General features: G+C 70.7%; 11 protein-coding genes. 1 reads left to right on the top strand and 10 read right to left on the bottom strand.

Features of this window, described 5'->3' with window-relative positions:
- Window positions 1–34: 34 nt before the first annotated feature.
- The 3 genes from ACWCHM_RS09605 to ACWCHM_RS09595 form a co-directional block, all read right to left on the bottom strand.
- The gene (locus tag ACWCHM_RS09605) at window positions 35–1,426 is read right to left on the bottom strand and encodes an MFS transporter (RefSeq protein WP_454222149.1); all 1,392 of its coding nucleotides are present in this window, start codon (window positions 1,424–1,426) and stop codon (window positions 35–37) included.
- Window positions 1,427–1,466: 40 nt separating this feature from the next.
- On the bottom strand, window positions 1,467–1,958 hold the full coding sequence (locus ACWCHM_RS09600) for a helix-turn-helix transcriptional regulator (protein ID WP_454222148.1): 492 nt from the start codon (window positions 1,956–1,958) through the stop codon (window positions 1,467–1,469).
- Window positions 1,959–2,199: 241 nt separating this feature from the next.
- Window positions 2,200–2,784 (bottom strand): TetR/AcrR family transcriptional regulator, encoded by a 585-nt coding sequence (locus ACWCHM_RS09595; protein ID WP_454222147.1) that lies wholly within the window; start codon window positions 2,782–2,784, stop codon window positions 2,200–2,202.
- A 175-nt stretch (window positions 2,785–2,959) separates the two neighbouring features.
- Between ACWCHM_RS09595 and ACWCHM_RS09590 the strand changes: the two genes are divergently transcribed.
- Window positions 2,960–4,585 carry an FAD-binding oxidoreductase gene (locus ACWCHM_RS09590; RefSeq protein ID WP_454222146.1) on the top strand — a complete coding sequence of 542 codons (1,626 nt, stop codon included), beginning with the start codon at window positions 2,960–2,962 and terminating at the stop codon, window positions 4,583–4,585.
- A 405-nt stretch (window positions 4,586–4,990) separates the two neighbouring features.
- Here ACWCHM_RS09590 and ACWCHM_RS09585 read toward each other — a convergent pair whose 3' ends face one another.
- From ACWCHM_RS09585 to ACWCHM_RS09555, 7 genes are all read right to left on the bottom strand, one after another.
- Window positions 4,991–6,184 carry an FAD-dependent monooxygenase gene (locus tag ACWCHM_RS09585; RefSeq protein WP_454222145.1) on the bottom strand — a complete coding sequence of 398 codons (1,194 nt, stop codon included), beginning with the start codon at window positions 6,182–6,184 and terminating at the stop codon, window positions 4,991–4,993.
- Between the two features lie 22 nt (window positions 6,185–6,206).
- A complete protein-coding gene (locus ACWCHM_RS09580) occupies window positions 6,207–8,081 on the bottom strand; it encodes an anthranilate synthase family protein (protein WP_454222144.1) in 1,875 nt (624 codons plus the stop codon).
- Entirely contained in the window at window positions 8,078–8,707 is a 630-nt protein-coding gene (locus ACWCHM_RS09575; RefSeq protein WP_454222143.1) for an isochorismatase family protein, read from the bottom strand. The genes ACWCHM_RS09580 and ACWCHM_RS09575 overlap by 4 nt, the downstream gene beginning before the upstream one ends.
- Before the next feature lie 30 nt (window positions 8,708–8,737).
- Entirely contained in the window at window positions 8,738–9,526 is a 789-nt protein-coding gene (locus tag ACWCHM_RS09570; protein WP_454222142.1) for a 2,3-dihydro-2,3-dihydroxybenzoate dehydrogenase, read from the bottom strand.
- Window positions 9,523–10,689, bottom strand: a complete 1,167-nt coding sequence (locus tag ACWCHM_RS09565) for a 3-deoxy-7-phosphoheptulonate synthase (RefSeq protein WP_454223047.1) — start codon at window positions 10,687–10,689, stop codon at window positions 9,523–9,525. Before ACWCHM_RS09565 ends, ACWCHM_RS09570 begins: the two co-directional genes overlap by 4 nt.
- A 206-nt stretch (window positions 10,690–10,895) precedes the next feature.
- Window positions 10,896–12,992, bottom strand: coding sequence for an aminodeoxychorismate synthase component I (gene pabB, locus ACWCHM_RS09560; RefSeq protein ID WP_454222141.1), 2,097 nt, complete (start codon window positions 12,990–12,992; stop codon window positions 10,896–10,898).
- 30 nt (window positions 12,993–13,022) lie between these two features.
- The gene (locus ACWCHM_RS09555; RefSeq protein ID WP_454222140.1) at window positions 13,023–13,733 is read right to left on the bottom strand and encodes a 50S ribosomal protein L11 methyltransferase; all 711 of its coding nucleotides are present in this window, start codon (window positions 13,731–13,733) and stop codon (window positions 13,023–13,025) included.
- Window positions 13,734–13,911: the final 178 nt, after the last annotated feature.

Genomic DNA, 13,911 nt, shown 5'->3' with positions numbered 1-13,911 from the left:
TCAGAATCCTGGCCGCGCGTGCTGCGCGGAGTGGTCAACGACGGTGCCGCAGGGCCCGGATCGCGCACCCACCGGTGACGGCGAGAACGAGGGCGGCGGCGAGGAACGCGGCGGCGTAGCCCTGGGTCGGTGTGGATCCGGACGAGGTCGCACCGGAGACGTAGACCAGTACGGCGAGTCCCACGGTGGGACCGACCTCCATCGCCGTGTTGGCCGCGCCTGCGGCCAGACCCATCTGACCGGGCGGGGTGTCCTCGACGGCGGCCACGGTGGCGCCGGAGAACGTCAGCGCAGTACCGGCCGGGAACAGCAGCAACCCGGCCGCCACGGTCCAGGTCACCGAATCCGGGGCCAGGCGGCTGAGCAGCAGCAGGCCGGCCGCGGCCAGCAGCAGGCCAGTGCCGGTGACCGTCCGGGCGCCCCACCGGCCGACCAACCGCCCGGACGCCGCGCCGGTCGCGAGCAGCACCAGGCTGAACGGCAGGAAGACACCGCTGGCGGCGAGCGGGCTGAGGCCACGCACCTGCTGCAGGTAGAGCGACAGGAAGAAGAAGACGCCGGACATGGCGGCGGCGGCCACCAGGACCGCGAGCAGCGCGGCGCTGCGGCGGGCCGACACCAGGAACGACGGCGGCAGCAGCGGCTGCGTGGCACGGGCCTCGACGAGGAGGAACGCGACCAGCAGCACCGCCCCGGCAACCAGCGGGATCAGCACCTCCGGTGTGCCCAGCCCATGGTCGACAGCCAGGACCAAGCCGTACGACAGGGCGGTGAGACCGGTCGTGACCAGCGCCGCCCCGGGGTAGTCGATGCGGCTGCGCACCGGCTCCGGGCCGGGGGGCAGCAGCCGGGGACCGGCCAGCCAGGCCAGCAGGCCGATGGCGGCGGGCAGCGCCATGCTCCAGCGCCATGAGCCGACCGCGAGTACTACACCGGAGAGGAGCGTGCCGCTAGTCGCCCCGATGCTCGCGACGGTCCCCCAGATCGCGGTCATCCGGCTGCGGACCGTGGGATCCGGGTAGAGGTCACCGAGCAGGGCCATCGCGGCGGGCGCGGCGAGCGCCGCCCCGACGCCCTGCGCGAACCGAGCGGCGAGCAGCGCGGGATAGCCAGGGGCCAGCATGACCGCCAGGGACGCGAGAGCGAAAGCCGCAGCCCCGATGCGCAGCAGCCGGCGGCGACCAAGCAGGTCGGTGAGGCGCCCGCCGAGCATCAGCAGGCCGCTGAACGACAGCCCGTAGGCGGCGCTGACGAGCGTGAGCGCGCCCAGCGAGAGTCCGAATTCGCGCTGGATCGCCGGCAGCGCCACCGACAGCACGGTGATCGCGGCGATGAGCACGAACTGCACGCCCGCGAGCAGTACGAAAGCCGGCAACGACCGGGCCGCCCGACGGGAGTCCGGTGGGACTGCCACGGTCTCACGCACGGGATGCACTCCTCATTCGAGAACGTTCGGTCGGTAAAAGTCAGCTAGCTCGGGCGTTCGCGTACGCCGCGAGCTGGATCCGGGAGTTGATGTTCAACCGCCGGTAGATACGGCGCAGGTAGTAGTTGACTGTGTGCGGGGACAGGTGCAGGTGAATCGCGATCTGCCGGTTGGTGAGCCCCTGGTTGGCCAGGTGCGCCACGTCACGCTCACGCGCGTTCAGCACCGTCCAGCAGTCGCTGGCCGGGGCGGACGTCACCAACTGCAGCGCGGCCCGCTCGACCACCGGGCCCCGGGGTTGGGCCGAAGTCTCGGTGCTCGCCCCGGGTCGGGCCGAAGCCTCGGCGCGCGCACCGGCCGCGAGCAGTTCGCGGCGCACCTCTGCGAGCACCGGCGGCGGGATGGACGCGGCGACGGCTCGGCGCATCGACTCCTGCCGAAATTCGAGGAAATCACCCTGGGCCTCCAGCACCCTGGCGTGAAGCAACTCCTGCAGGGCGGGCAGCAGCTCGGCCACCGTCCGCGCCAGCACCGCGGCAAGTGGTCGGACTGCGATCGGGCCCGCGACAGCCGACGCCACGCCGGCTAGGTGGCGTGCCTGCGGGGTGAGCCCGGAGTACAGCTGATTCAGATCCGGGTTTGTCAACACAACGGTAAGCATCAAGGCTGTCCCCCCGTTTTTCGGACATCACCGGCGGCGTCTTGCTGGGCAAGGATGTTGGCCCGACCGGCCCGCGCCGTGAGAAAATCTATCAGAACGATGGGTCCAGATTCTACTTGCTGATGGCGGCGACCGCTTGGCGTGCGGCGTCACGAACGCGCGCCGGGTCAGTCCCCTTGCCCACGACGCGCAGACCCTGGAGCACGACCACCAGGAAGCGCGCGAGGCTCACCGGATCGACGTCGGCGCGCAGGTCTCCCTCGGCCCGGGCCCGGGTGAGCGAGGTGGCGAGGGCCACCTCGAGCGTGCGCCAGCTCGCCTCCACCCGGCGAGCCACGACCTCGTCGCCGGGCAGCAGCTCGACGGCCGCGTTGACCACCATGCAACCGCGCTCGGCCGAGTCTCCCGTGCCAGCCTCGGCGGCGTACCAGTCGATCAACTCGAAGACGGCGGGCAGCGCCGGACCGGGACGCGACAGCCGCTCGATCACCTGCGCGTCCGTCGCGCCGATGTAACGGTCCAGCGCCCGCAGGTACAACTCGTGCTTGCTGCCGAACGTGCCATAGATGCTGGCTCGCCCGATGCCGAGGTGCTCGACGAGATGGGTCATGGAGGTTGCTTCGTACCCACGCTGCCAGAAAAGTTCCAGCGCGGCGCCGAGCGCCCGCTCGGGATCGAATTCCTTGGTCCTTGACATGCCGTCAGCATAGTGCGCTTTCTGGAACGACCGATCCCGCTTCATCCTACCTGGTTATCCGGTATCTGGACCGATCGAGGTGACGAACTGTGCGCGAACGCGTTGACCGGTCCCGGTCACCGCTCGCAGAGTCTCGGTTACCGCACCGACGCCGGAGGGACAGAAAATGACGGGGATGAGACGACGCACGATGCTCGCCGGGGCACTCACCGCGGGCGGCACCGCCCTCGCCAGGACCCGGTCGCAACCACCCGCCGCGGAACCGGCGGTCTCGGTTGGCCCGGACGACCGGCGCTACGCCGACCTGACCGTAGGCAACAACGTCCGATGGACGGCCCGACCCGACGAGGTCCGGATCGTGCACTCCGCTGCCCAGGTCCGCGACGCCGTCCAGGACGCCGTCAGCTCGGGGCGCCGATTGTCGGTCCGCGGTGGCGGTCACTGCTACTGCGACTTCGTGTACCACTCTGACGTGCGCCTGGTCCTCGCCCTCTCGGGCCTCGACGAGGTGGGGTACGACAAGCAGCACCGGGCCTTCTCGGTCGGCGGCGGGGCTACGCTGCTGAACGCCTACGCCGCCCTGTACAACGGCTGGGGCGTCACCATCCCGGGTGGCACGTGCTACTCCGTGGGAGTGGGCGGCCACATCGCCGGCGGCGGGTACGGCCTGTTGTCGCGTCGGCACGGGCTGACCGTCGACCACCTGTTCGGCGTCGAAGTCGTCACCGTCGCAGCCGATGGCAAAGCCCGTGTGGTCCTGGCGACCCGGGAGAGCGACGACCCCCACCGGGATCTGTGGTGGGCGCACACCGGGGGCGGCGGCGGCAACTTCGGCGTGGTCACCCGCTACCTGTTCCGCTCGCCGGGCACCACCGGCACCGTACCCGGCGACCAGTTGGTCCGGCCGCCCCGGCAGGTGCTGGTGAACGCGGTCGCCGTGCCATGGAGCGCCCTGGACCGGGACGCTTTCGCCACGATGGTTCGGCGCTACAGCGAGTGGCACACCGCGCACAGGGGCACCGGCGACTCGACCGCGGATCTCTGCAGCTTCCTGATGATGAACCACGTGTCGAACGGCTCGATCGGGATGCTTACCGTCATCGACGCCGATGCGCCGCAGGCGGAGGCGGTACTGGCGGACTACGTGCGTACGGTCCTCGGCGGGCTGTCGGCATCCGCCCGGCCCGTGTCCGCACCCGTCGGCGAGATCGGCGCGATGAGCGACTACTTCCAGCCCCGCCGGTTGCCCTGGCTGCAGTCGGTGAAGTTTCTCGGCACCAACAACCCGACCCTCACCGATCCCACCGCCCGCGGCGCGCACAAGTCCGCGTACCTGCGCCGCGGTTTCACCGACGGTCAGATCGGCGAAATCTTCACCCATCTCACCCAGTCCGGGTATGCCAACCCGCGCTCAATGGTGGTGCTGTTGTCGTTCGGAGGCCGGATCAACGAGGTGGACCCCACGGCGACCGCGGCATCCCAGCGCGGTTCCGTGTTCAAGGCGCTGTTCCAGTCGTTCTGGAACGATCCCGGCGAGGATGCCCGGCACATCGGCTGGGCCCGGTCGGCCTACGGCAGCACGTTCGCGGCCACCGGCGGCTACCCCGTGCCCGGGCCGGACACCGAGGGCTGCTACATCAACTACCCGGACACCGACATCGTCGACCCGGCGGTGAACCGCTCGGGCGTGCCGTGGCACACGCTCTACTATGGTGCCAACTATCCTCGGCTGCAGCGCGTCAAGGCGGCGTACGATCCGCTCGACGTGTTCCGGCACTCGCAGTCGATCGCACTGCCGTAGTCAGAGGACCGCCACGGACACGGCCAACTCGGCCGGGTCGCGCCCGTCGGTGGACACGACGGGCCACCGACGCGTACGTGCACGATCGGATGCTGGGACAGGGTGGCCTAGGTACGGGGCAGCTCGGCCGTCCGACGCCCGGCGCTGCAGCGCTGTCGCCTCGGCGACTCCGGCATGCCCGACCGCCCGGAAGCCCGCCTCGCTCCGGCCCGTGAACAGCGCAGGGACCAGCGCGCCGGTAAGCGCCCGGACGCGCGACCTCCTCGCGCTTGAACGACATCCGGGTGCCCCGGCCGTGACCCAGCCGCCGCCGGACGGCTCGGCGACGATGCCGCGTGGAGACCCGGATGCCGGCTGGTACGTCGTCGAGCACCACGGTCAGCGAAGACCCAGGCAAGTCCACGGTCAGCCGGGGCGTACCCGCTCTCGGTCGAGGCGCTCGCCGTGCAGCCAGGCGACGGAGTCGTACAACTGGCCGGTGCTCAGCGCGGCCAGGCGGGTGTCACGGGCGCGGGCCAGCCGGCCGGATGCGTGGTACAACTGGCGGCCGATGCGCCGGGCCAGCAACTGGGTGGCGCGGGTGCGGTCGCGGCGGACGGCGGCGAAGCGCTCGAACACCGGTCCGGGTGGACCGTCCGCCTGGCCCAGGAGTTCGCCGAGCACGACCGCGTCCTCCAGGGACTGGCAGGCACCCTGCGCGGCGTACTGCAGCATCGGGTGCGCGGCATCGCCGATGAGTACCACCGGGCCGTCGTTCCAGACCGGTACGGGGTCGCGGTCACACAGCACCCAGCGCCGCCAGTCATCGCCCAGCTGCAGTAGTGCCGCAGCGGTCGGCCCGAGGGCGGGGAACTGCCCGAGCACGTGACCGCGGGCAGCGGGTCGGCCGCTGACCGCCACAGTCGCGCCGTCCTCGCGGATCGCAGCCAGGTTCAGGAACCGCCCGTTGCTAATCGGGTAGTGGATGAAGTGCCAGGCCGGGCCTGCCCACATGGTGACGGCGTCGAAGCGCAGCGCCGGCGGCACGTGATGCATCGGGATCACCGACCGGTAGATCGTGTGGCCGGAGACCCGGGGCTCCCCGTCCCCCACCACGCCCCGCCGAACGGCCGAGCGGATGCCGTCGGCGCCGACGAGGGCGTCGCCCGTGACTGTACGCCCGGAGGCCAACTCGGCGGTGACGTTGCCCGGGCCGTGCCGGTAGCCACGCACGGCGGCACCGGTACGCAGCTCGATCGCGGCGTCGGCGCGCGCCCGGCGCAGCAGCGGTTCGTAGAGGTCGGTGCGGTGCACGACGGCGTACGGGTTGCCGAAGCGCCGCCGATAGTCCTCGTCCAGTGGCATCTGAACAATCTGCCGGCCGGTGACACCGTCGAGCAGCCGCAGCTCCTCGATGAACACGGCCCGCTCGCGCACATCGTCGCCGACGCCGAGGAGGTCGAGGGCGTGGAACGCGTTCGGGGCGAGCTGGATGCCCGCGCCCAACTCGGTGAAGCTGTCGCGGGCCTCCAGCACGACGACGTCGTGCCCGGCGGCGGTGATGCTGAGCGCGGCGGCGAGCCCGCTGATCCCGCCCCCGGCGATGATGAATCTGCCCATCTGCGGTGTCTCCTCGCAGGTGTCAGCGCGGCGCCGGGACCGGCGTGGCGATGAGGTCGATGATCAGGCCGGCGATCAGCCGTACGCCGTCGCGGGTGAGGACCGACTCGGCGTGGAACTGCATCGACCGGAACCGCGGTCCGCTCAGCCCGTGCACCTCCTCGCTGTGCGCGTCCCGGCTGATCCGCACGGTGCCGGCCTCGGCCGACTCGAGGACGTCGGTGCTGCTGTGGGCGGCGAACGTGTTGTAGAAGCCGACCACCTCGTCCCGCCCGAAGAAGTCAATGCGCCGCTGCACACCCTGGTTGGGGACGTCGCGGCGCCGCAGCGGCAGGCCCAGCAGCGTGCTGAGCACCTGGTGGCTGAGGCAGACGGCCAGGAATGGCCGGTCCTCGGCGAGCAACCGGCCGATGGCGGCGCGCAGCTGGGCGATCTTCGGGTCGGCGGCATCGCGTGGGTCGCCGGGACCGGGGCCCATGACCACGAGGTCGTAGCGGCCGAACGCGTACGGGTCGTCGTAGTTGACCACGGCGACGTCCATCCCGAGCGAGCGGAGCTGGTGGTCGATCATGGAGGTGAACGTGTCCTCCGCGTCGACCACGAGCACGCGCCGCCCGGCCAGGCGGGGGTTGTGGTGGCTGCGCTCGTGGTGCGCGGCGAGCCAGAAGTCCGCGAGGCCGGTGTTGCGGTCGCGCAGCGCGGCGCGTACGTCGGGATGCTCGGCGAGGTCGCCCACCGGACCGGCCTGCAGCGCGGCGAGCAGACCGGCCGCCTTGGCCCGGGTCTCGGCTACCTCCGAGTACGGGTCCGAGTGGCGGACCAAGGTGGCACCGACGCCGATGCGCAGATGCCCGCGCGCGTCGATGTCGGCCGTGCGGATCATGATCGCCGAGTCCATCCAGACGCGGCTGGTGTCGTCGCGGCCGATGACTGCCAGCACGCCACTGTAGTAGCCGCGGCCGCCAAGCTCGTATCGGGCGATGACGGCGGCGGCGCTCTCCAGCGGGCTGCCAGTGACGGTCGGCGCGAACAGCGTCTCGCGCAGGATGTCCCGCGGGTCGCGGTCGGTGCTGCCCTCGATCAGGTACTCGGTGTGCGCCAGCCGGGCCATCTGCTTGAGGTACGGGCCCCGTACCCTCCCGCCCTCGGCGCAGATGCGGGCCATCATCTTGAGTTCCTCGTCCACGACCATGTACAGCTCGTCGATCTCCTTGCGGTCGGCGAGGAAGTCCATGACGCCGGGCAGGGTCGGACCCGAGGCGGGATAGCGGTAGGTGCCGCTGATCGGATTCATGACCGCAGTGCCGTTACGCAGGCTGACGTGTCGTTCCGGGCTAGCGCCCACGAACGTGCGCTCCCCGGTGTGCACGAGGAAGGTCCAGTAGGCGCCGGTCTCGCCCCGCATCAGCCGGCGGAACAGGGCCAGGGCGTGCGCGAGGCGGTAGTCGGTGATGTCGGTCACGAAGGTGCGCCGCAGCACGAAGTTTGCGCCGCGACCAGTGCCGATCTCGTCGTCGATGAGCCGGCGCACCAGCCGCGCGTACTCCTCGTCTTCCACGTCGAACCCGCCGCCGTCGAGCCGGACCTGGTCGGCCGGCAGCCGGTTCAGCACGTCGGCGACGGGCAGGACCGCCCGGCCGATGATGCGCAGCGCGATCAGCGGCGCACCGTCGTCGGGCGCGGCGAAGCCCCGCTCGGCGATCTGCCGGTACGGGACCAAGGCCAGCACCTGGTGTCCTGGGCCGTCTGGCAGAGGCAGCTCGGCGAGCGTCGCAGGTTGTTCAGGCGTTCCGGTGAGTACCTCGAGGACCCCGGACCCGGTGGTCTCCGGGCGGTGCAAAAGTGCGAAGGCGGGTGCCGTGCCGGCGAGAATCGGGCTCAGCAAGTCGTCGCTCATGCGTTCGTGACCCCCTCCGTGGTGAGCACGACGGCGCACCGGTCGGCGGCGTACCGCAGCGCCTGCCGGTGATGTTCGGCAGAGAAGTCGGCGACCGCGTCGCCGACGAGGAACGGTTGGATGTCGTGGGTGAACGCGTCGATCGCCGTCACGAGCACGCCGACGTGGGCGTAGACGCCGCTGATGATCAGTTGGTCGCGACCGGCGCCCCGCAGCTGATCGAGCAGGTCGGTGCGGAAGAACGCGCTGTACCGCCGTTTCGTGAGCACCCGGTCGTGCGGGCCGGGCGCGAGCCGGGCGGTGATATGCCGGTCGGCAGGGTCGACCCGCATTCCGGGGCCCCAGAAGTCGTGCAGCAGCCCGCGTTCCTGGTCGCTCATGCCTCCCGGCTGCGCGGTGTAGAAGACCGGGAGGCCGTTCTGCACACTGAACTCGCGCAACGCGGCGATGTTGCCGATGAGCTGGTCACGAGGCTGCGGTGCGGGCAACGGGCCCAGGAAGTAACGCTGCATGTCGTGAATCAGCAACGCCGCGCGCGCCGGGTCGAACTTCCAGCCGGCAGTGTTGCCGGGCAGGTCGCCGACGGCGGGCAGGGGGTATGGCTCGATGGTGGGCAGGCCGGCCATGGATTTCTCCTTCGCTGGACGTGGACGCGGTCAGGAGCCGAGGGACGCCCCGCCATCGACAGTCAATTCGTGCAGGGTGATCTGTGCGGCCCGGTCGGACAGCAGGAAGAGCACGGCCTCCGCGACGTCCTCGGGTCGGGCGATGCGTCCGAGGGGGATGCCGACGCGGAAAACCTCGGGACGGCCCTCAATCGTGCCGCGCGGCCCCGTCTCGTCCCGCCACATCGATGTGAGCATCGAGGTGTTGGTGGAGCCGGGGGCCACCACGTTGCAGCGGATGCCGCGCCGGGCGACCTCGAGTCCGAGGCTCTTGATCAGCATCGTCGCCGCAGCCTTGGAAGCGGCGTACGCCGCCATCTCGCTACGTGGGGTGACGGCGGCGTTCGAGGCCACGCAGACGATGGCGCCACGACCGCGGGGGAGCATCCGGCCGGCTACCGAGCGGGTGACGTGGAAGACGCCGTCGACGTTGACCGCGAACGTGTCCCGCCAGTCCTGGTCGCGGTAGCCGACCACGGATCCGAGCCGCAACACCCCGGCGGCGGTGACCAGCAGGTCGATCGGGCCGAGTCGCTCCTCGACGCCGGACACTGCGGCGTGCACGGCTACGGCGTCGGTGACATCCGCATGAACCGCGTCGACCAGCAGCCCCTTGTCGGTCAGCCCGGCGACGACGCCGGGCAGGCCGTCGGTAACGTCGAGGGCGGCAACGCGGGCACCGGCCTCGGCGAGGCTGCGGGTGATGGCCGCGCCGATCCCGCCGGCCGCGCCGGTGACCAGCGCAACGCGACCGTCGATTCCGGCCACCGAGCCGGTCATCGCTGCCACGCTGCGATAACGGAGAGGGCCTGCGCCGGGTTCAGCCGCGGGTCGCACAGGCTGGTGTAGCGCTCGCCAACGCGCTCGGGCGGGCAATCATCGCCCACGCACTCGGTGACGTCGTCCGGGGTCGTCTCCAGGTGCAGGCCCCCGGCCACGCCACCGGCGTCGCGTATCGCCTCCTGGAACGCGCGGACCTCGCTGATCACCGTCTCCAGGTACCGGGTCTTGTGCCCCTGCGGGGTCCGTACCGTGTTGCCGTGCATCGGGTCGGTGAGCCAGATGACCGGGTGCCCGGCCGCGCGGACCGCGGTGACCAGTGCCGGCAGCCGGGTGGCGGTGGCGGTGGCCCCCATCCGTGCGACCAGGGTCAGCCGGCCGGGATCACGCCACGGGTCGAGCCGCTCGCAGATCCGGACAAGTTCGTCGGCCGTCAGTCCGGGCCCAACCTTGCAGGCAACCGGGTTCTGGACCTTGGCGAGCAGGGCGACGTGCGCCCCGTCGAGCTGACGGGTCCGGTCGCCGATCCAGGGCCAGTGGGTGGAGCTCAGGAACGTACGCCCGTCCTCGTCGCGACGCAGCGCGGGGATCTCGTAGTCGAGCAGTAGGGCCTCGTGGCTGGTCCAGACCGGCGGGCATAGCTCCGAGCGGTGCCGAGGGTCGAGCCAGCCGAGGTGGCTCATCACGGCACTCGCCGCGTCGTAGCCGGTGAGCAGGTGACGCGGGTCGGGCCGGCGCATCTCGGGGTACGGGCCGGGCCGGTTGACGAAGTGGCCCCGGTAGGCCGGCAGTTCGAGCTCCCCGACGATCTCGGTGGGCCGCGACCGTGGCTTGGCGAACTGGCCGGCCATCCGGCCCACCCGCACCACTGGCTTGTGGGTGCGCATCTTCAGCGCCCCGGCGAGCGTGTCCAACTGACCGCTCTTGCGGGCGACGTGCGGTGCGGTGCACTCGGCCGGGTCCTCGGCGCAGTCACCGGCCTGGACCACGTGCGCATCGCCGTCGGCGACGCGCACGAGCAGCGACCGGAGTCGCCGGACGTCGACGGGGCTGACGAGCGCGGGCCGGGACGCGAGTTCCTCGCGGATGCCCCGCAGCCGCGGTGAGTCGGCCCAGTCCGGTTGTTGGGATGCGATGCTGGTATCGGGTCTGCGTTGCAGCACGACGTTCAAGGGCGTCTCCCGGTATGAGGTGCCGGATTCCCCTACGGGCGGATGTGCCCGGGCGCCTGGTGGGCGAGAGGTGTGCGAGAGGTGTCGCGTCCGGCGTCGGATCGAAGGCAAGGCCCGCGTCGTTGCGGGGCGCGCCGCGACCAGTTCCGATCCTGCGGGCTGCCGTCGCTGTGGGCAACGAGAATCTCGACAGTCCGTCAGGTGGCGGGAACTCCATCAGGTCCGCGTCGCGGCCCAGCACCCGCCAGCGCCCACAGTGGACGGCTCTTGACCAGGATCTCGTCGAACTCGGCACCAGGATCGGACAATGCGATGACGGCGCCGCCGACGCCGTAGCCCACACGCCCCGGGGTCAGCACGGCCGTACGGATGACCACATTGAGGTCCGCCGCCCCGGTAAGCGAGAAGTAGCCGATGGCACCGGAGTAGACGCCGCGCGGACCGCCTTCCAGACCGTCAAGGATGTCCATGACTCGCCGTTTGGGTGCGCCGGTCATGGAACCGGGCGGAAAGGCCGCGCGCACGCACGCGACCGTGGAGACGTCGGGACGCAGCTGCGCGGAGACCGTGCTGACCAACTGGTGGGCCATGGCGTACGTCTGGACCTCGAAAAGGCCGGGCACTGTCACCGATCCCGCACGCGCGCCCCGGCCGAGGTCGTTGCGCACCAGGTCCACGATCATGAGGTTCTCGGCGCGGTCCTTGTCGCTGCGCCGCAGTTCGTCGGCGAGCGCCCGATCCTGCTGCGCGGTCTCGCCGCGCGGGCGGGTCCCCTTGATCGGACTTGAGCGCACCACCCGGTCCGGGCCCACCTGTAGGAACCGCTCTGGTGAGCTGCTCAGCACCGCGATGTCGCCGAACTGCAGGAACGCCGCGTACGGCGCCGGGCTGAGCCGCCGCAGCAGCCGATAACCTTGCCACGGGTCGGGATCACCGTCGGCCTCGAACGCCGTGGTCAGACAGATCTCGTAGCCCTCCCCCGCAGTGATCTCACGCAGACACTCGGCGATCAGCTTGAGATACGTGTCCCGGTCGTGCCGCATCCAGGGCTCGCCGATGCCGCCGGGGACCGGTTCCGGCTCGGGGTGGGTGCGGCCGACCAGACCCGCCAGGCGGCCGGCCGCCTCGTCCAGCCACCCGGTGGCCGCCCGGGTGGTGTCGTCGTCGCCGTCGCGGGCGAGCGCGAGCAGGCAGGCGGTGCCAGTCTCGTGGTCGACCACCAGCGCCCGGTCGCTGAATACCAGGACCGCGCCGGGTTCGGTCGCGGTGGCGGTCCGGCGGCCACCGCACTCCGCCTTGAGCTCGTAGCCGAGGTAGCCGGCCCAGCCGAGCGTGAACGAGCAGTCGATTCCGGGTGCGGTGGTACGCATGGTTGCGAGGTCGCGTTCCAACCAGTCCAGGAAGTCACCGTCGACGGTGGTGGTGCCCGTCCGGGATCGCACGGTGACCGTGCGGGCGGGAACGTCGGCCGTGGCCACGCGGGCGAGCGGACCACCGCCGTCACCCATGATCGAGAACCGGCCGCTGTCCGCACCCGGGCAGCCACTGTCCAGCCAGTACGCGTGGTCGCCATCGAGGAACAGCGCCTCGTACGCCGCCTCCGCGGTCCAGTGCAGCGGCACATCGCGCACCAGCACACGTAACCGGGGCGCGGGCTCGGGGCGGGGGGCCTCCGGCCGGGGTGATGACACTCGGCGCACACGCTGCCGGGGCCGCCCGTGCCGCTTCGTCAGCTCACGGAAGTTGGCCAGCAGCCGATGGCCGTACGTGCTCGCGGCGGACTCGGGGTGAAACTGCACGCCCCACTGTGGTAGGTGGAGGTGGCGCAGGCCCATGATCAGCCCGTCGCCGGTCCATGCGGTCGCCGCGAGGGTGGCCGGCAGTTCTTCCGCGACAAGCGAGTGGTAGCGGACGGCGTCGAACGGTGCCGGTATGCCCGCGAACAGCTCGCTGCCGTCGTGGTGGACAGCGTTGACCCGGCCATGGCACGGGTACGGGGCGCGGCGCACCGGTGCGCCATGCAGCGCCGCGAGGCCCTGGTGGCCGAGACAGACGCCGAGGATCGGGAGACCGCCGACGGTGATGACGTCGCGGCAGATGCCGAAGTCTCCGGGCCGGTTGGGGTGCCCCGGGCCCGGAGAAAGGACGACATTGTCGAACTCCGCGAGGTAGGTCGCACGCCAGCGCGGGTCGTCGTTGACCACGACCTCAGGTTCGTGGCCCTGGGTCTCGGTCAGGTAGTGGAAAAGGTTGTAGGTGAAAGAGTCATAATTGTCGATGAGCAACGTGCGCACGGGGTGGATCCTCGCTGCCTGGCGGGGCGGTCAGGGACGGTGGGCGACTTCGAGTAGGAGGTGCTCGACCGGTAGTCCTCGCTCGTCGAACGCCTCGGTCCGCAGCGGGTGGAGGGTCTGCCCGTACTCGGTGGCGATCTCGCGCAGCCGGTCGAGACGGCCGCGCGCGCTGACGTGCAGCAGCACCGAGCCACCCGGCCGCGCCCAGCGCCACGCCGATTCTAGAAATCGACGGTGGGTCACGTATCCGGGGTCGACATATGCGCGTTGGTGCATTGTTTCCCAACGATATGTTTCCGGCGCGAGAACATAATTGGAGTGCCAGAAGACCGTGTCAAAACGCAGCTGCGGATCGAGGGCATCGAAAAGATCGCTGTGTACCACCGTGCACCGGTCGGCGACGCCGTGCCGCTCGGCGTTGAGCCTGGTGTTGGCGACCGCAGCCGGGTTGATGTCGGTCGCCACGACCCGATCGCTGCCGGCCAGCGCCGCACTCACCGCGATGACCCCGGTGCCGCACCCGATCTCGAGCAGCGACCCGGGGAACCGGGTCCGCCGGGGTCCTGCCAGGCCGAGCAGCTGTAGCGAGAATCCGGTCGTCGGCGAGGAGCTCGGTGCGAACACGCCAGGCAGCAAATCCCAACGCCGTCCGTCGAGGCTGAACTCGCTCGCCGTGGCGTACCGGGCGGCCGCCTCCCTACTGCGTTTCAGTGACGCCCGATAATCCTGCAGATAGGACATCGCTCCCCGTTCGGCCGCCGACATCGGCCCCTTATTGTCGGCAGCGCGCCGCATGCACGGGAAGGTGGGTGACCAACACCGCGCCGCATCCGCATGGTGACCCGGCCATCATTATTAACAATGTTGCGAACTTGACATGCCCCGCAGCGTTGCTGATCGATGTTCCACTGTGTAGTGT

The sequence above is a fragment of the Micromonospora sp. SCSIO 07396 genome (assembly GCF_053667945.1).
This window is presented reverse-complemented; position numbering and strand designations above follow the sequence as displayed.